Genomic DNA, 17,737 nt, shown 5'->3' with positions numbered 1-17,737 from the left:
TGCACTGCACAATTGTCAAGTTTGTGGGGTGCAGGCTTCGCCTTGAGCGGGCGCTGCGTTGATTTGGCGCTCGAGTGCAGTTCCCCGAGCCGGCGCCAAGCGGGGGCAAATCGTTGCCTTTCGACAAATTTCCTCTATTCAGAATGAACTCCCTTCCTCCCACAATGAGCGTGACATGCTGCCCGATCGTTCCTTCTTCGACCGCCTCGCCGACGCCGCCAAGGTGGAAACGCTGCCGCGCTTCCGCACCGGCACAAGCGTCGTCAACAAGCTCGAAGGCGGATTCGACCCCGTCACGGAAGCCGACCAATCGGCGGAGGCGGCGATCCGGCGATTGATCGAAGGGACGTTTCCCGAACACGGCATCCTCGGCGAGGAACACGGCAATATCGGTCTCGACCGCGACCATGTCTGGGTCATCGATCCGATCGACGGAACCCGCGCCTTCATTTCCGGACTGCCCGTCTGGGGAACGCTGATCGGGCTTTATAAGAACGGCAAGGCAATCATGGGGCTGATGGACCAGCCGTTCACCGGCGAGCGCTATTTCGCCGACGGCGAGAGGTCGACCTATCGCGGTCCCGGCGGCGAGAAGGTGCTTTCGACGCGTCCCTGCGCTGCGCTTTCGGACGCCGTGCTGTTCACCACCTCGCCGCATCTCTACACGGGCGACATCAAGGAGCGCTTCGAGGCGCTGCAGGCGAAGGTGCGGCTCTTCCGCTACGGCTGCGATTGCTATGCCTTCGCGCTGCTTGCGGCCGGCCATGTCGACCTCGTCATCGAATGCGGCCTGAAGCCCTATGATGTCGGCGGGCTCATTCCGCTGATCGAACAGGCGGGCGGCGTGATCACCGATTGGCAGGGCGGTCCGGCGGAAATGGGCGGCGAGATCGTCGCCGCCGGCAGCCCGGAACTCCATGCGCAGGCGCTGGAGATGTTGCGATCCCGCTGAACTACAGCGCTGCGCGTCTCTTCGGGCGCTCAGGGACGTTGCGACACTTGAATCTACGCATCGGCCCGAACATCGATTCCGATTTTCGGGCCGATGCGCTTGTCATTGTTTTGATGCATGTCGTTGTCCCGAAACCGCTGCACACTTTCGGGCGACATGCATTAGGCATCTTCCATTGTGCGCGGCGAACGGTCGGCCTCCTCGGCCTCCGCCTCCGGCAGGAAGGCCAGGATCGCGGCGAGCGCTTGAGCGCGGTAGCGGTCGGCCTCCTGGAACAGTTCGTGGCGCGCGCCGTCGATCGGGACCAGGTGGCCGGCGCGGAAGTTGCTGGCCAGAGTTTCCATCGCGAGATAGGGCACGAGTGCGTCGGCGGTCGGCGCCAGTATGACGGTCGGAACCGTGATCCGCGTCAGGTGTTCGCGGCGCGTCACGCGCCGGATCGTTCTGAACGCCTCGCTCAACCAGCGGCCCGTCGGTGACCCGATGCCCAATTGCGGGTGGGTGTCGACCAGCGCCAGGTTGCGCGTGTAGCGGCGGTTGTCCGTTGTCAGGGGGTTATTGCCGAAGGGCGCTGGGCGCTCCTTGTCGCGGCGCACCGGCAGGTTTCCGAGGCCGAACCAGCGCATGGTGGTCGCGACAGCCACGATGCCGCGCTCGCCGATTGCCTGGCCCATCAATCCCATGAAGGGCGCAAGGAGCACCATCCGTTCGATGCGGCTCGCCAGCAACGGCGCCAACGACAGGGCGACCAGCGCACCCATCGAGTGGGCGACGATGGAGAAGGGCAGGCGCGTGTCGGGCAGCACGATCTGCTCCAGGAATATCGTCAGGTCGCGCTCATACTCGGCAAAATGCTCCACATGGCCGCGACCCGGCTGCGGCAGCAGCCGTTCGGATCCGCCCTGGCCGCGCCAGTCGAAAGTGGCCACCCAAAATCCTGCCGCGGTGAGGTCGGCGATCGTTTCGAAGTATTTCTCGATCGTCTCGTTGCGCCCCTGCAGAAGCACGATCGTGCCGCGCGGGGCCGGTGTGTTCGCCTTGAACACCGCATAGCGGATCTTCCGGTTGCCGACGCCGTCGAAAAAGCCCAGCTTGGGCTTGCCCGGTATCGGATTGTCCGGCGTGGAATGAAGGATCGTCGTCATGAAGCGCGTCGGCCAACGGAAGGAAGTCGGTGACATAGGGATAGGCGGCAGTGCCGCGCCCGTCAAAGAAAAAAGCCGGAAGCGGTGGATGAAATCCGGACGATCACCGCTTCCGGCCGCTGAAGGGGAAGGGACATGTCACTTCAGCCCTGGGCGCTTCGCCCAGTGTGCCTCTTTTAGTCCTGCTTGGCTGAACGGCGGCCGAACCCGCCGTTCATGTATCGTTCACCAAAGGTCGGGCGCCGCTAGGCGAACCTTTGAACTCGGGCGACCCTTGAACTCAGGCGATGGCGTTCCCATGTCTTGGCTGCGGACGCCGAAGACGGGTCCGCTCACCGGTCGCGCCACAGCCAAAAAGGGGTGGCAGGCCAGACATCGCAAACCGTTGCTCTTGAAGGAGGACACCATGCGTCACGTTGATTTTTCCCCCCTTTACCGCTCCACCGTCGGCTTCGATCGCCTGTTCACCATGCTCGACAGCCTTGGTCAGCCCGATCAGGCGCAGACCTATCCGCCCTACAACATCGAGCGGACCGGCGAAAACGCCTATCGCATCACCATGGCCGTTGCCGGCTTCGACGAGACCGAGCTTTCTGTCGAAGCGCGTGAAAACACGCTGACAATCAAGGGCGAAAAGAGCGAGGAGAAGGGTGAGGAGAGCCAGTTTCTCCATCGCGGCATTGCCAAGCGCGCCTTCGAGCGCCGCTTCCAGCTGGCCGACCATGTCGAGATCAGAGCCGCCTCGCTGAAAAATGGCCTGCTTCATGTCGATCTCGTGCGCGAAATTCCGGAAGCAGCCAAGCCGCGCCGCATCGCGATTACGTCGATCTCGTCTCAGCCGAAGCAGATCGAGGCGCAGAGCGCCTAATACGACGATCAAGCCTTTGAGAAACGGCGCCCTCCGGGCGCCGTTTTTTCATGAACATTTCTGCCTTGGCAGCGGTCAGCAGCCGGCGAGGAATTGGTCGACGTCCTCAGGTTTCGTCGCAAAGCTCGTGACGAGCCGGTAGAGGCCTTCATCCTCGGCGAGGCTGCCGGCGAGATGGTGCGGCACGTGCCAGTCGTAGAAGACCGCCCCTTGCTGCTGCAGCCGCGCGGCGGCACCGCGTTTCAGGATCACGAAGACCTCGTTGGCGTCCGGTGTCCACGCCAGCCGGCTGTCGGCCAAAGCGGAAATTCCCTCCGCCAGGCGGCGGGCCATGGCGTTGGCATGGCGGGCGAGGTCGAGCCACAGGTCGCCGGCGAGATAGGCCTCGAACTGGGCGGCGATGAAGCGCGACTTGGAGAAGAGCTGGGCCGCGCGCTTGCGCAGGAAGTGCATGTCGTGCGCCTTGGAGAGGTCGAAGAGGATGAGGGCCTCCGCGCACCAGCAGCCGTTCTTGGTGCCGCCGAAGGACAGGAGGTCGACGCCGCGCTTCCAGGTCATTTCCGCCGGTGTCGCGTCGAGGCTGACGAGGGCGTTGGCAAAGCGCGCGCCGTCCATGTGCAGCGGCAGCCTGTGGGATTTGGCGATCGCGGCGATCGCCTCGATCTCCGGAAGCGAATAGACGGTGCCGCTCTCGGTCGCCTGCGTCAGCGTCACCGCCATCGGCTGGCCGCCGTGCACGAATTCCGGCGGAAACCGGCGGATCTCCGCCTCGAGCCGTGCCGCCTCCATCTTGCCGTGCTCGCCGTCGACCGGGCTCAGCCGTGCGCCATGCGAGTAAAACTCCGGCGCACCGCATTCATCGACATTCACATGCGCTTCGCGGTGGCAGAAGACGACGCCGCCGGGCCGGTTGGCGCTCGCCAGCGCAAGCGAATTGGCTGCCGTTCCGGTGCCGAGGAAAAATACCGCGACGTCCCTTTCGAATATCTCCGACAGGCGTTTTTCCACCTGCCGATCGAGATCGCTCGTGCCGTAGGCGGAGACATAGCCATGCGCATGGGCGGCGAGGTTTTCGGAAACGGCCGGATGGGCGCCAGCCCAGTTGTCGGAGGCAAAGATCATTGGCAAATCACCTCATTCTTTCGACCCTGCGGTCGCTGCGGCGAGACCATAGCCGACTCCGTCCGGCAGGCAATGCCTTGCTGCGTGCCAAGGCCAACATCAGACCAGTTTGAAACCAAAGTGAAGAAACGCGCCAGGATGCGTAATTAAATTTCAAAACTGCGAAATTTTCGGCAATGTTCGGCAAAATCTTCTGTACTATTTGCGACGCGCCCCTTGCAGATGGCGGCACTTTCTGGCATAGAGCGCATGAAATAGGACAGGTTTGCTGTCCTATTTCGGTCTAGGGACCGGAACAATCGCCGGAAGGCCAGCGAAAAGCGGCAGCCGGCGGGGAGCGCAAGGGGTTTCGCCGGATTTCATTCGGCTGTTATCGCCTGCCATCACGATGGTCGCGGACATTCGTGCCTGATGAGCAGCGCTTCATTTGCGACCTGATCAGGATCATGCGACGATAATGCCCCGGCTTGCCGCAATGCGAAAACGCAGGACGGCGACAGGCGCGTGGGCCGCGGTATGCCCGGAATCCCGGGTCAACAGGAGGGAAGACGATGACGGATCATTCGCCATCACAACAGATTGGGCTCAACCTCGCACAGAATGCTGCGACGGCTGTGAAAACGCCCGCATTCCCCTCCGGTTTGCCGCGAAAACAGGGCCTCTACGATCCGCGCAACGAACATGACGCCTGCGGCGTCGGTTTCGTCGCGCATATGAAGGGTGAGAAGTCGCATCAGATCGTGCGCGACGGCCTCTTCATGCTCGAAAACCTGACGCATCGCGGTGCGGTCGGCGCCGACCCGCTGATGGGCGACGGCGCGGGCATTCTCGTGCAGATCCCCGATCGCTTCTTCCGGGAGGAGATGGCGAAAGAGGGGGTCACCCTGCCGAAGGCCGGCGAATATGCCGTCGGCTATCTCTTCATGCCGCGCGATAAAAAGCTGATCGCTCATTTCAAGGAGGTGATCAGCGAGGTGGTTGCCGAGGAAGGGCAGCATCTGCTCGGCTTCCGCGACGTTCCGGTCGACAATTCGTCGCTCTCCAAGGCGCCCGACATCGCCGCCACCGAGCCGCACCACGTGCAGGTCTTCATCGGTGCCGGCCGCGACGCTGCCACCAATGCGGAATTCGAGCGGCGGCTGTTCACGCTGCGCAAGGTGATCTCCAACCGCATCTATGCGGAGGCGGACGGCGGCGATCTCGGCTTCTACGTCGTGTCGCTGTCGACCTCGACGATCGTCTACAAGGGCATGTTCCTCGCCTATCAGGTCGGCGCCTACTACAAGGACCTCGCCGACGAGCGCTTCCAGTCCGCGGTGGCGCTGGTGCACCAGCGCTTCTCGACCAACACCTTCCCGTCCTGGAAGCTGGCGCATCCCTACCGCATGGTCGCGCATAACGGCGAAATCAACACGCTGCGCGGCAACGTCAACTGGATGGCGGCGCGCCAGGCGTCGGTGTCCTCGCCGCTCTTCGGCGACGACATCTCCAAGCTCTGGCCGATCTCCTACGAGGGCCAGTCGGATACGGCCTGTTTCGACAACGCGCTCGAGTTCCTGGTGCAGGGCGGCTATTCGCTCTCGCATGCGGTGATGATGCTGATCCCGGAAGCCTGGGCCGGCAACCAGCTGATGTCGCCGGAACGCAAGGCGTTCTACGAATATCACGCCGCACTCATGGAGCCGTGGGATGGACCGGCGGCGGTCGCCTTCACCGATGGTCGCCAGATCGGCGCCACGCTCGACCGCAACGGTCTGCGCCCGGCGCGTTACATCGTCACCAGCGACGATCGCGTCATCATGGCGTCGGAAGCCGGCGTGCTGCCGGTCTCTGAAGACAAGATCGTCAAGAAATGGCGCCTGCAGCCGGGCAAGATGCTGCTGATCGACATGGAGGAGGGCCGCATCATCTCCGACGAGGAGGTGAAGTCGTCGCTCGCCGGCAAGCATCCCTACCGCCGGTGGCTCGACGATACGCAGCTTATCCTCGAAGACCTGAAGCCGGTCGAGCCGAGGGCGCTGCGCCGCGACGTGTCGCTGGTCGACCGCCAGCAGGCCTTCGGCTACAGCCAGGAAGACACGAAGCTCTTGATGTCGCCGATGGCAACCACCGGCCAGGAAGCGATCGGCTCGATGGGCACCGATACGCCGATCTCGGCGATGTCGGACAAGCCGAAGCTGCTCTACACCTATTTCAAGCAGAACTTCGCCCAGGTCACCAACCCCCCGATCGACCCGATCCGCGAGGAACTGGTGATGAGCCTCGTCTCGTTCATCGGTCCGCGGCCGAACATCCTCGACCACGCCGGCATGGCGCATGCCAAGCGGCTGGAAGTCCGCCAGCCGATCCTGACCAATGGCGACCTCGAGAAGATCCGGTCGATCGGCCACACGGAAGACCGCTTCGACACGAAGACGCTCGATTTCACCTATGACATCTCGCGCGGTGACGAAGGCATGCCCGAAATGCTCGACCGGCTCTGCGAGCGGGCCGAAGCGGCGGTGAAGGGCGGCTACAACATCATCGTGCTCTCCGACCGGCAGGTCGGCCCGGACCGCGTCGCGATCCCGGCGCTGCTTGCCACTGCGGCCGTGCACCACCACCTGATCCGCAAGGGCCTGCGCACCTCGGTCGGCATCGTGCTGGAATCCGGCGAACCGCGCGAAGTGCATCACTTCTGCCTGCTCGCCGGTTTCGGAGCCGAGGCGATCAACCCCTATCTTGCCTTCGACACGCTCGTCGATATGCACAAGCGCGGCGAGTTCCCGAAGGAGGTCGATGCCAGCGAGGTCGTCTACCGCTACATCAAGGCGGTCGGCAAGGGCATCCTCAAGGTCATGTCCAAGATGGGCATTTCCACCTATCAGTCCTATTGCGGCGCGCAGATCTTCGACGCGGTCGGCCTGTCGTCGAAGCTGGTCGACAAGTATTTCTTCGGCACGGCGACAACGATCGAAGGCATCGGCCTCGAGGAGATCGCGGCCGAGACAGTGGCCCGTCACAAGGGTGCCTTCGGCGTCGATCCGGTGCTCGCCAACACCCTCGACATCGGCGGCGAATACGCCTTCCGCATGCGTGGCGAGAGCCATGCCTGGACACCGGATGCCATTGCCTCGCTTCAGCATGCTGTGCGCGGCAATGCCGAGGACCGCTACCGGGAGTTCGCTGAGATGGTGAACGAGTCGGCGCTGCGCATGAACACGATCCGCGGGCTCTTCACCATCAAGAGCGCCGAGGCCGTTGGCCGCAAGCCGATCTCGATCGATGAGGTCGAGCCGGCGGCCGAGCTCGTCAAGCGCTTCTCGACCGGCGCCATGTCCTTCGGCTCGATCAGCCGCGAGGCGCATACGACGCTCGCCAAGGCGATGAACCGGATCGGCGGCAAGTCGAACACCGGCGAGGGCGGCGAGGAAAGCGATCGCTACCTGCCGCTGCCGGACGGCTCGATGAATCCGGAGCGCTCGGCGATCAAGCAGATCGCCTCTGGCCGCTTCGGCGTCACCACCGAATATCTGGTCAATGCCGATGTGCTGCAAATCAAGGTGGCGCAAGGTGCGAAGCCCGGCGAGGGCGGCCAGCTGCCCGGTCACAAGGTGGATGCGACCGTCGCCAAGACGCGGCATTCGACGCCGGGCGTCGGCCTCATCTCGCCGCCGCCGCATCACGACATCTACTCGATCGAAGACCTGGCGCAGCTGATCTACGATCTGAAGAACGTCAACCCGGAAGCCGATGTCTCGGTCAAGCTGGTGTCGGAAGTCGGCGTCGGCACGGTCGCGGCCGGTGTCGCCAAGGCGCGCGCCGACCACATCACCATCGCAGGCTTCGACGGCGGCACCGGCGCCTCGCCGCTCACCTCGCTGAAGCACGCCGGCAGTCCTTGGGAAATCGGCCTTGCCGAGACCCAGCAGACACTGGTGTTGAACGGCTTGCGCTCGCGCGTCGCCCTTCAGGTCGACGGCGGCCTGAAGACCGGCCGCGACGTCGTCATCGGCGCCCTGCTCGGTGCGGACGAGTTCGGCTTCGCCACCGCGCCGCTGATCGCGGCCGGTTGCATTATGATGCGCAAGTGCCATCTGAACACCTGTCCGGTCGGCGTCGCCACCCAGGATCCGGTGCTCCGCAAGCGCTTCAAGGGCACGCCGGAACACGTCATCAACTACTTCTTCTTCGTGGCCGAGGAGGTGCGGGAAATTCTCGCTTCGCTGGGGGTCAGCAAGCTCGACGACATCATCGGCGCCTCGGAACTGCTCGAGCGCGACCGGATGATCGAGCATTGGAAGGCGAGAGGCCTCGACTTCTCGAAGATCTTCCACAAGGTGGACGCGCCGAAGGAAGCGACCTACTGGACGACCCGCCAGAACCATCCGATCGACGACATTCTCGATCGCCGGTTGATCGAGAAAGCCAAGCTGGCGCTCGAAACCAAGGTGCCGGTCGCCTTCGAGGCGGAGATCAAGAACGTCGACCGTTCGGCCGGCGCGATGCTTTCCGGTGCGCTTGCCAAGCGTTGGGGCCATAAGGGCCTGAAGGACGACACGATCCACGTCACCCTCAAGGGCACGGCGGGCCAGTCCTTCGGCGCGTTCCTGGCACGCGGCGTCACCTTCGACCTCGTCGGTGACGGCAACGACTATGTCGGCAAGGGGCTTTCGGGCGGGCGCATCATCGTCCGGCCGCCGGAAAACGCGAAGATCGTGCCGCACCAGTCGATCATCGTCGGCAACACCGTGCTCTACGGGGCGATCTCGGGCGAGTGCTACTTCAACGGCGTCGCCGGCGAACGCTTCGCGGTGCGCAACTCGGGCGCCGTGGCGGTCGTCGAGGGTGTCGGCGACCACGGCTGCGAATACATGACGGGCGGTGTCGTCGTCGTGCTCGGCAGCACGGGGCGCAATTTCGCGGCCGGCATGTCCGGCGGTGTCGCCTATGTTCTCGACGAGGAGGGCGACTTCGCCCGCCGCTGCAACATGGCCATGGTCGAGCTGCAGCCGGTGCCGGAGGAGGACGACATGCTGGAGAAGCTGCACCATCACGGCGGCGACCTCATGTACAAGGGACGGGTGGACGTCTCGGGCGACATGACGCGTCACGACGAGGAGCGGCTTTACCAGCTGATCTCCAACCACCTGCACTTCACGGGCTCGCCGCGCGCCAAGGAGATCCTCGAACACTGGGCGGACTACCGGCCGAAATTCCGCAAGGTCATGCCGGTCGAATACCGCCGCGCGCTCGAGGACATGGAGCGCATGAAAATAGCGGTGGCGGCCGAGTAACCGGCCCCTGTGACTGCGGCCCCCGAACCGTTCCTGGTGACGGGGGCCACCACGCGCCTCAGGGCGCCTGTTCGAGATTTGAAGATATCAGGATCGTAAGATGGGCAAGGTTACAGGGTTTCTCGAGATCGACCGGCAGGTGGCGAAGTACCAGCCGGCATCCGACCGCATTCGCCATTTCCGCGAATTCACCATTCCGATGTCCGACCAGGAAGTGCAGAAGCAGGCCGCTCGCTGCATGGACTGCGGCATTCCATACTGCCATGGGCCGACCGGGTGTCCGGTGCACAACCAGATCCCGGACTGGAACGACCTCGTCTATAACGGCAACTGGGACGAGGCGATCCGCAACCTGCATTCGACCAACAACTTCCCGGAATTCACCGGCCGCGTCTGCCCGGCACCCTGCGAGGAAGCCTGTACGCTGAACCTCGAAGACGTGCCGGTGGCGATCAAGACCGTCGAGCAGGCGATCGCCGACAAGGCCTATGAGATGGGCTACATCGTGCCGCAGCCGGCCGTGACCAAGACCGGCAGGAAGGTCGCGATCATCGGTTCCGGCCCTGCCGGCATGGCAGCCGCCCAGCAGCTCGCCCGCGCCGGCCACGAGGTGCATGTCTACGAGCGCGAGTCGAAGCCCGGCGGCCTGCTGCGCTACGGTATCCCGGATTTCAAGATGGAGAAGAACTTCATCGACCGGCGTGTCGAGCAGATGAAGGGCGAAGGCGTGACCTTCCATTGCGGCGTCAATGTCGGCGTCGACCTGGCGGTCCAGACGCTTCTCGACGACAATGATGCCGTGCTCTATTGCGGTGGATCCGAGACCCCGCGCGATGCCGGAATTCCGGGCGTCGAGTTCATCGGCGTGCACGATGCGATGCCCTATCTGGTTCAGCAGAACCGCCGCCTCGGCCGCGAGAACATCGACAGCGTCGGCTGGCCGTCCGAGCCGATTGTTGCCGGCGCCAAGCATGTGGTGGTAGTCGGCGGCGGCGACACGGCGTCCGACTGCGTGGGCACGGCTTTCCGCCAGGGTGCCGTCAAGGTGACGCAGCTCGACATCCGCCCGCAGCCGCCGGAGAAGGAGGACAAGCTTGCCGTCTGGCCGTTCTGGGCGACGAAGATGCGCACCTCGTCGAGCCAGGCCGAGGGTGCCGTTCGCGAGTTCCAGGTCGCCACGCTCGAATTCATCGGCGACGAGGACGGCAACCTGACGGGCGTCAAGTGCTGCCAGGTCGACGACCGGCGCAAGCCGATTGCCGGTACCGAGTTCATCATCAAGGCGGACCTGGCCTTCATCGCCATCGGCTTCCGCGGCCCCTTCACCAACAGCGTGCTCAAGGACCTCGGCGACAGGCTGTCGCTTAACACCGACCGTCGCGGCTCGACCAACGTCATCGCCAACGAGCGGGACTACAGGACCTCGGTCGACAAGCTCTGGACGGCCGGCGACGTCCGCCGCGGCCAGTCGCTGGTCGTCTGGGCGATCCGTGAGGGCCGCCAGGCGGCGCGCGCGATCGACGAAGCCTTGATGGGATCGACGCTGCTGCCGCGGTAGCCGGCGTTAAGTGCTTTGTGCGTGGTGTCCCACGGAGCCTCTGCTGGGCACGCCTCCTTCAACGGTTGTCATCCTCGGGCTTGACCCCATATGCGCTAACTTAGTCTTGACGGTGATGGATTTAGATGATTCACCGTGGTGATGAGCGAATCATTGCAAGCGCTGGATTGGGACGAGCTGGTCGGACGACTGGGCTCGGCGGAAGCGTTGGAGGCGAGCGCGCGGGAGGCGGGCGCGCTGCTTCGCAAGCGGCAGGTGGGCGGGGCAGTCGACCTGTTGCGGTTATGCTTTGCCTATGTGCTGGGCGGGTTTTCGCTGCGGACCCTGGCGGCCTGGGCCGAGCAGCGGGCGCTGGCGTCGATGTCCGACGTGGCGATGCTCAAGCGTCTGAAGGGCAGCGCCGATTGGGTGGGCGGCTTGGTTGCGGAGCTGCTTGCCGCGCGCTGCCCCGAGGCGTTGACCGGCGTCGCCGGCGAACTGCGGCTGATGGCGGTTGACGCTACGGCTGTGGCACCGCCCGGGCCGAAGCGGGACTATTGGCTGGTGCACACGGTGTTCGACCTGTCGCGGCTGCAGCTCTGTTCGGTGCAGGTCAGTGACCGCCGTGAGGCGGAGCGGCTGTCGCGCGGCGCCAAGGCCGGCGAGCTTCGCATCGCCGACCGTGCCCACGCCAAGGCGACCGATCTTTGCGACGTGGTCGCGGCCGGGGCCGATTTTCTCGTCCGCGCCGCTTCGAACTATCCGCGCCTGCTGGACGGCAACGGCCAGCCGTTGGATCGTCTGACCCTCTGCCGCGAAGCGGGCGAGAAGGGCGGGCTCGATCGCGCCGTGCGGGTCCAGGACGGCAAGTCCAAGGCCGAAGTGGCGGCGCGGCTGGTGATCCTTCCCTTGCCGGCCGAGGCGGCCGAGAAGGCCAGGCGGGCGGCGCGCCGGGCGGCCTCGAAGGCGCAATACCAACCGAGCCAGGCCGGCATCGAGATGGCCGGCCATCTGGTGCTGCTGACGTCGCTGGCAGCCGACGATTGGCCGCCGGACCGGCTCGCCGCGACCTATCGCCTGCGGTGGCAGATCGAGCTGGCCTTCAAACGCATGAAGTCGCTGGTGGGACTGGAAGACCTCCGCGCAAAGGATGCCGACCTGGCCCGCCTGTGGATCAACACCGCCCTGCTGGCCGCCCTGTTGGCCGAGGACGACCTGCCGGCCCTCGATCCCGAGGCGCCGGACTTTCTCCCCCTGGCCGCCTGAAGCGATCCACCTTGCCGATCTGGCGCCTCGTCGTCATCGCCATCACCAACATCGCCATCGCCGTCTTGCACGGGCCTATCCGGGCGATCCCCATCGACCGGTTGCTGCATCGACTGCGCGAGCCACCGCGAAGGCGACGCGCCATTGCGCATCGACAACTAAGTTAGCGCGTATGGGGTCAAGCCCGAGGATGACAATCTTGGAGGATGCCCGATACGGTCTTCAGGGCACGGCGGTTCCGGTTTGCCTTGGCAACAGTGACCCGCACTCAATTCCGCAAGAGCGGATTGCTGAGGACGGTTGCCGGCTTTGCCAGCCGGAAGTCGTCGACGCGACCGGCGGGCGCCGCCGGAACCTCGCCCTTTTCAACGAGCAGGTCCCTCGGGCTCTTGCCGGTGCCTTTTTCAGGGGCGCCGGCGCCGAGAAGTGCGGTGGCGCCGTCGAGTGCCGGATCGGTGACGCCGATCGGCGGCGTCTTGACGATGTCCTCGTTGGCGAGCGGTGCGGTGACCACGAGATCCTTGAGTTCCTCGGCGCCCGGCACGCTCGCATCGGCGGCCGCCTCGCCGAGCAGCCTGCGGATGTCCTTCTCGACATAGAAGGCGAGCTTGCGTTTGCCGGCCTTGGTCAGGTTGATGCCGTCGGACCCGCGCAGGCGCACCTGCTGCCCGTTGATGTCGGAGCCGGTCAGCACGAACTTGCCGCCTTCGTCGACGAAGCCGTCCCAGATGTCGATGAACTGCCCGCCGACCTTCTCCACCTCCTCGCGGTAGATGCCGTTGAAGGTGACCATGTCGGCGGTCATGGCGGTCGACTGGAAGGGCGGCATGCCGACCCAGAGAACCGGCAGACTGTCCTGTCGGGCAAGTGCCGCGAGCGCGTTGACGCGCTTGCGGTATTCCGCCGTCCAGAGGTCGGTGCGGAACGTCTCCTTCGTCTCTCCGATCCGCATCATCTGGCGATCATTGGCGCCGAGGCTGACGACAATCACCGAGGGTTTGAGTTCGGAGACGTAACCCGGCAGGTTCTGCGGCCAATTGAAATAGTCGTCGCGGACGAGGCCGGACGAGCCGTTGGCGCGTGTCTCTACCACAACGCCTGGCGTCATTTCGAACGCAGTCTTCAGGCCGTCGCCAAGACTTCCGGCAACGAAGTCGCCGACGACCAGGACCCTTTTCGCGTTCGGCGACTTCTCGACGACCGGAGCGGGCGGGGGCGCGTCCACGACGCGCGGCTTGGAGCGTTGCTGGCGCGGCCGCTGCTGCTCGGCCGGCTGCTGCCGCCGCCTCTGTATGCGACGCGGCCTCGGTTGCGGAGGGTAGGCGCTCGGGTCCTGATATCGACGCTGCGGCGCGAAGCCCCCGAACAGCCGTTGAAAAAGAGTGCGACGCGGAACGGGCTCCTGCGCCTCGGCCATGCTGGCAAGGAAGCCGGTGACCAGCATCGCAGCCGCAGCCAGGAAGACTGGCGCTAGACGGAGCGGGCGTAGAAGCGACCCCTTCCCGGCATCTCTGGTTCTCGACATGCTTACTTCACCATCGACTGGCAGGCGGTCTCACCATACGCCAAATCACGACGATTTGGGATCGAATGATCGACAATCGCCCGTGATCCGGGGTGGTTGCCCGCAGAGCGGGTCACTTGCGCAGGGCGCGCAGGAGATGCTGCGTCGGCTCGCCGTCCGGCGCCAGGCCGTTCTGCGCCTGGAAGGCCTGGATCGCGGCTTTCGAGCCCGAGCCGAAATTGCCGTCCACCTCGCCGTCGTAATAGCCGAGTTCCTTGAGCCGGTTCTGCAGCTCGAATTTCTCGCTGATGTCGAGCGAACCGTCGGGCCGCGGCCAGCGCTGCTGCATGCCAGCATAGCCGGCGACCTGGTCGGCGAGAAGACCGACGCCGAGGGCGTAAGAGTCGGAGGCGTTGTAGCGCTTGATCACGAAGAAATTGCGGGTCATCAGGAAGCCTGGGCCGCTGCCGCCGCCCGGCAGCTTGAGTTCGGCACGGGTTTTCGAATTGCGGAACCCTTTGCCGTTCGGACGGAGGAAGCCGAGCGCTGCCCATTGGCCGAGGGTCTTCGTCTGGCCCGAATATTTGCCGGCATTGGCCGGCGGCACGACCTCGTAGCCCCAGGTCTCGCCCGCCTGCCAGCCGTTCTTCTTGAGGAGGTTGGCAGCCGTCGCCAGCGCATCGGGAACCGAATTCCAGATGTCGCGATGGCCGTTGCCGTCGGCGTCGACCGCGTAGAGCAGGTAGCTCGTCGGGATGAACTGCGTGTGCCCCATGGCGCCTGCCCAGGAGCCGGTCAGTTCGCGCGGCGTGATGTCGCCGCTCTGCAGGATCTTCAATGCCGCAATCAACTGGGTCCTGGCAAATTTCGCCCGTTTCGGGTCGGCATAGGCAAGGGTCGCCAGCGCCCGCGGCACATAATGCAGCCGGTCGTCCTTCTGGAGAACGGCGCCGTAGTTCGACTCCATCGACCAGATCGCCAGCAATATGGTCCTGTCGACGCCGAAATGCCGCTCGATCGCATCAAGCGTGCGTGCGTGCTTGGCTGCCATCTCCTGCCCGATGCGCCTTGTGTAAGGATTGACACGGGAGTCGATATATTCCCAAATCTTGTGCTTGAATTCGGGCTGGTAGTTGGCTTTCTCGATGACGGCCGGGTCCGGGGTCTTCACGCCGGCGAAGGCCTTGCGGTAGGTCGCCTGGGTGATCCCGCTCTTGGCCGCCGTCGCGTAGAAATTGTTGATCCAGTTCTGAAAACCTTGATCCGCCCGCGCGGCCGAGGGGCCAAGCGCGGCGGCAACGACGAGAGCGGCGGCGATATGTCGGAAGAACGTCCTGCGGTTTCTGATCATCTGCTGTCGGTTCCGTTTCTCGGCGGAGCATTCAGCCGGCGTTCATGCCGGACGGATTACTCCGGGTTTTGCAAATGTTGCCCGCAGCGGGCCGCTTGAGGGGCAGCATGCGGTCCTTCGTGAGGCCGAACGGCGGCAGCCGTTTCGGGTCAGTGGAGAAGCCTACAGAAACGAAGTCAACAAAGTCTTTACCATGAAATTGCCGAGTCGTCTTCCTTCGCAAAAAATGACAAATGACGACTAAAACCAAACCAATTCGCCTGTTTCAGGCTAGACTGAAGTCCACTCCAAGGAGGTGTTCATGACCGACAAGCGTAAAGTCCGCAAAGCCGTCTTCCCCGTTGCAGGTCTGGGGACGCGTTTCCTGCCCGCCACCAAGGCGGTGCCGAAGGAAATGCTGACGGTGGTGGACAAGCCGGTCATCCAATATGTCGTCGACGAGGCGCTGGAAGCGGGGATCGAGCATCTGATCTTCGTAACCGGCCGCAGCAAGGCGGTCATCGAGGATTATTTCGATATCCAGGTCGAGCTCGACCAGACGCTGCGTGAACGCAACAAGAAGATGGAGATCGAGCTGCTCGAAGCCATGCTGCCGAAGGCGGGCACGACGAGCTTCACCCGCCAGCAGGCGCCGCTCGGCCTCGGCCATGCCGTCTGGTGTGCGCGCGATCTCGTCGGCAACGAGCCCTTCGCGCTGCTGCTGCCCGACATGATCATGAAGGGCGAGAAGGGGTGCCTCAAGGGCATGGTCGAACTCTACGAGCATAGCGGCGGCAATGTCATCGCCGTCGAGGAATGCGCCCCCGAGCAGGCGCATAAATACGGGATCGTCGGCGTCGGCGACAGGGTCGGCGACGGCTTCAAGATCACCAAGATGGTCGAGAAGCCGGCCCCGGGCACGGCGCCGTCCAACTTCTTCATCAACGGCCGCTACATCCTGCAGCCGGAAATCTTCCCGATTCTCGAGCGCCAGGAACGCGGCGCCGGCAACGAGATCCAGCTGACCGACGGCATGGTGAAGCTTTCCGGGGCGCAGCCCTTCGCCGCCTATCATTTCCGCGGCGAGACCTTCGACTGCGGTGCGAAGGACGGCTTCATCCTCGCAAACGTTGCCTTTGCGCTCGAGCGCGCCGATATTCGCCCGACGGTTGAAGGCCCCCTGAAGGCGCTGCTGCAGGCGCTGAAGTAGTTCTCGTTCGAATTCTCAGGCCGCGTCCGTCGACGCGGCCTGGTTGCGACAGCCGCGACAAAATTGCTCCGGATACAATATTGCAGTTGCGCCGATCCCCCCGGTCGGCAGATTGAGGCGAAACCTCGCCAAGGAGCGCCGTCAATGGCCGAAGCCGCATCCCTTTCAAGATTCTCGCCAACCTATGCAGACATAGAGGCGGCCAGGCGGCGCATTGCCGGTATGGGCATCGCGACGCCGCTGCTCGAATCCCCCTGGCTCAATCGCGAGCTTGGCGGCCGGCTCCTCATCAAGGCCGAGAACCTGCAAGTGACCGGCTCGTTCAAGCTTCGAGGCGCCGCGAACCGGATGAAGGCGCTGACGAAAGACGAGTACGGGCGCGGCGTCGTGGCTCGGTCCTCCGGCAATCACGGCCTGGCGATTGCCTATTGCGCGAGCCTGATAGGTACCTCGGCAGTCGTCGTGGTCCCCGACACCGCTCCGGCCGCGAAGGTCGAGCGGATCAAGGGCTACGGCGCCACGGTCGTACAGGTGCCGATGCAGACTATTGCTGAGATGGCGGCCGATATTGCCGATCGCGAAGGACGTGTCTTCGTCGATCCGGCCGATGACTTTTGGGTCGTCGCCGGCCAGGGAACGGTCGGCCTCGAGATCGCGGACCAGGCGGAGGCGGTCGGGGCGACGATCGACGACGTTGTCGTCCCCTGCTCGGGCGGTGGCCTGGCCGGCGGCTGTGCTCTTGCACTCGAGCAAAGGTCACCTGGGACCCGGGTGTATGGCGTGGAGGCGGCCGGCTTCGAAAAGATGGCGAATTCGCTGGCGGCGGGTCGGCGAATCAATCTTCCGCCGGGCGGGCGTTCGATCTGCGACGCGATCAGCGGTCTCTACATGGCTGAGATCCCCTTCGAAGTCGTCAGGAACAGGCTGGCGGGTACCTTGGCGGCCACGGACGAGGAAGCCCTGACGGCGATGCGCGTCGCCTTCAGCGAGTTCGGACTTGGCGTCGAACCCGGTGGCGCCGTGGCTCTGGCGGCCGTCCTGACCGGCAAGCTGTCGCTCAGCGGAAGGACGGTCGTGGCTGTGGTCTCGGGCCGCAACGTCGATCTCGACCTCGCCCGACGAGCGCTGCAACGGCAGGCAGCCTGATTCCATCCCAGCCACACGGAGCACTTGCCATGGAAATGAACGGCATTCCATTCGGGACCACCGACTGGTCGGCCATCGAGGCGACCGAGCACAAGGGCGAAACGGGCGCGGCTTTTTGGCGGACCCAGCACTTCGGCCCGATTCGCGTTCGTGTCGTCGAGTATACGCCGGGATACCTCGCCGACCACTGGTGCTCCAAGGGGCACATCCTCTATTGCATCGAGGGCGAATTGCACACGGAAGTGGAGGATGGGAGGCGGTTTGTTCTGCGCCCCGGCATGAGCTACCAAGTGGCCGACAATGCCGAGCCGCATCGTTCGTTCACACCGGTCGGCGCAAGGCTTTTTATCGTCGACTGAAGGCCGGCGCCGCTGGGAAAGT

At 64.4% G+C, this 17,737-nt stretch carries 12 protein-coding genes; 8 read left to right on the top strand and 4 right to left on the bottom strand.

Annotation, left to right across the window (positions count from 1 at the left end; all coding sequences use genetic code 11):
• Positions 1 to 175: 175 nt before the first annotated feature.
• Complete coding sequence (gene hisN / locus RHIBR816_RS0105905; RefSeq protein WP_018235613.1) at positions 176 to 952, top strand: histidinol-phosphatase; 777 nt, start codon at positions 176 to 178, stop codon at positions 950 to 952.
• A 161-nt stretch (positions 953 to 1,113) separates the two neighbouring features.
• On the opposite strand, the gene RHIBR816_RS0105895 is transcribed toward hisN, so the two are convergent.
• Complete coding sequence (locus tag RHIBR816_RS0105895; RefSeq protein ID WP_026186689.1) at positions 1,114 to 2,097, bottom strand: alpha/beta fold hydrolase; 984 nt, start codon at positions 2,095 to 2,097, stop codon at positions 1,114 to 1,116.
• A 406-nt stretch (positions 2,098 to 2,503) separates the two neighbouring features.
• Here RHIBR816_RS0105895 and RHIBR816_RS0105890 point away from each other — a divergent pair, with 406 nt between their 5' ends.
• Positions 2,504 to 2,965: an Hsp20 family protein gene (locus RHIBR816_RS0105890; protein ID WP_026186688.1), complete on the top strand. Its 462-nt coding sequence runs from the start codon at positions 2,504 to 2,506 to the stop codon at positions 2,963 to 2,965.
• A 75-nt stretch (positions 2,966 to 3,040) separates the two neighbouring features.
• Here the strand turns inward: RHIBR816_RS0105890 and RHIBR816_RS0105885 are convergent, their stop codons facing one another.
• The gene (locus RHIBR816_RS0105885; protein WP_018235609.1) at positions 3,041 to 4,087 is read right to left on the bottom strand and encodes a low specificity L-threonine aldolase; all 1,047 of its coding nucleotides are present in this window, start codon (positions 4,085 to 4,087) and stop codon (positions 3,041 to 3,043) included.
• A 551-nt stretch (positions 4,088 to 4,638) separates the two neighbouring features.
• Here RHIBR816_RS0105885 and gltB point away from each other — a divergent pair.
• From gltB to RHIBR816_RS0105870, 3 genes are all read left to right on the top strand, one after another.
• Positions 4,639 to 9,363, top strand: a complete 4,725-nt coding sequence (gene gltB, locus RHIBR816_RS0105880; protein ID WP_018235608.1) for a glutamate synthase large subunit — start codon at positions 4,639 to 4,641, stop codon at positions 9,361 to 9,363.
• A gap of 100 nt (positions 9,364 to 9,463) precedes the next feature.
• Positions 9,464 to 10,921, top strand: coding sequence for a glutamate synthase subunit beta (locus tag RHIBR816_RS0105875; RefSeq protein WP_018235607.1), 1,458 nt, complete (start codon positions 9,464 to 9,466; stop codon positions 10,919 to 10,921).
• Positions 10,922 to 11,062: 141 nt separating this feature from the next.
• Entirely contained in the window at positions 11,063 to 12,166 is a 1,104-nt protein-coding gene (locus RHIBR816_RS0105870) for a transposase (protein ID WP_026186687.1), read from the top strand.
• A gap of 268 nt (positions 12,167 to 12,434) precedes the next feature.
• Here RHIBR816_RS0105870 and RHIBR816_RS0105865 read toward each other — a convergent pair whose 3' ends face one another.
• Positions 12,435 to 13,691 carry a DUF459 domain-containing protein gene (locus tag RHIBR816_RS0105865; protein WP_026186686.1) on the bottom strand — a complete coding sequence of 419 codons (1,257 nt, stop codon included), beginning with the start codon at positions 13,689 to 13,691 and terminating at the stop codon, positions 12,435 to 12,437.
• Between the two features lie 112 nt (positions 13,692 to 13,803).
• Positions 13,804 to 15,021, bottom strand: a complete 1,218-nt coding sequence (locus RHIBR816_RS0105860) for a lytic murein transglycosylase (RefSeq protein ID WP_018235604.1) — start codon at positions 15,019 to 15,021, stop codon at positions 13,804 to 13,806.
• Positions 15,022 to 15,322: 301 nt separating this feature from the next.
• Between RHIBR816_RS0105860 and galU the strand changes: the two genes are divergently transcribed.
• The 3 genes from galU (at position 15,323) to RHIBR816_RS0105845 (ending at position 17,715) form a co-directional block, all read left to right on the top strand.
• Complete coding sequence (gene galU / locus RHIBR816_RS0105855) at positions 15,323 to 16,210, top strand: UTP--glucose-1-phosphate uridylyltransferase GalU (RefSeq protein ID WP_018235603.1); 888 nt, start codon at positions 15,323 to 15,325, stop codon at positions 16,208 to 16,210.
• Positions 16,211 to 16,354: 144 nt separating this feature from the next.
• Positions 16,355 to 17,356, top strand: coding sequence for a threonine/serine dehydratase (locus RHIBR816_RS0105850; RefSeq protein WP_018235602.1), 1,002 nt, complete (start codon positions 16,355 to 16,357; stop codon positions 17,354 to 17,356).
• A 29-nt stretch (positions 17,357 to 17,385) separates the two neighbouring features.
• Positions 17,386 to 17,715, top strand: coding sequence for a DHCW motif cupin fold protein (locus RHIBR816_RS0105845; RefSeq protein ID WP_018235601.1), 330 nt, complete (start codon positions 17,386 to 17,388; stop codon positions 17,713 to 17,715).
• Positions 17,716 to 17,737 lie beyond the last annotated feature (22 nt).

The organism is Ensifer sp. BR816 (assembly GCF_000378985.1).
GTDB lineage: Bacteria > Pseudomonadota > Alphaproteobacteria > Rhizobiales > Rhizobiaceae > Sinorhizobium.
This window is presented reverse-complemented; position numbering and strand designations above follow the sequence as displayed.

Coding starts and splice junctions, on each gene's coding strand:
- RHIBR816_RS0105895 (WP_026186689.1), bottom strand. CDS start 2,097: ATGACGACGATCCTTCATTCCACGCCGGACAATCCGATACCGGGCAAG.
- RHIBR816_RS0105850 (WP_018235602.1), top strand. CDS start 16,355: ATGGCCGAAGCCGCATCCCTTTCAAGATTCTCGCCAACCTATGCAGAC.
- galU (WP_018235603.1), top strand. CDS start 15,323: ATGACCGACAAGCGTAAAGTCCGCAAAGCCGTCTTCCCCGTTGCAGGT.
- RHIBR816_RS0105860 (WP_018235604.1), bottom strand. CDS start 15,021: ATGATCAGAAACCGCAGGACGTTCTTCCGACATATCGCCGCCGCTCTC.
- RHIBR816_RS0105885 (WP_018235609.1), bottom strand. CDS start 4,087: ATGATCTTTGCCTCCGACAACTGGGCTGGCGCCCATCCGGCCGTTTCC.
- RHIBR816_RS0105865 (WP_026186686.1), bottom strand. CDS start 13,691: ATGTCGAGAACCAGAGATGCCGGGAAGGGGTCGCTTCTACGCCCGCTC.
- RHIBR816_RS0105890 (WP_026186688.1), top strand. CDS start 2,504: ATGCGTCACGTTGATTTTTCCCCCCTTTACCGCTCCACCGTCGGCTTC.
- gltB (WP_018235608.1), top strand. CDS start 4,639: ATGACGGATCATTCGCCATCACAACAGATTGGGCTCAACCTCGCACAG.
- hisN (WP_018235613.1), top strand. CDS start 176: ATGCTGCCCGATCGTTCCTTCTTCGACCGCCTCGCCGACGCCGCCAAG.
- RHIBR816_RS0105845 (WP_018235601.1), top strand. CDS start 17,386: ATGGAAATGAACGGCATTCCATTCGGGACCACCGACTGGTCGGCCATC.
- RHIBR816_RS0105870 (WP_026186687.1), top strand. CDS start 11,063: ATGAGCGAATCATTGCAAGCGCTGGATTGGGACGAGCTGGTCGGACGA.
- RHIBR816_RS0105875 (WP_018235607.1), top strand. CDS start 9,464: ATGGGCAAGGTTACAGGGTTTCTCGAGATCGACCGGCAGGTGGCGAAG.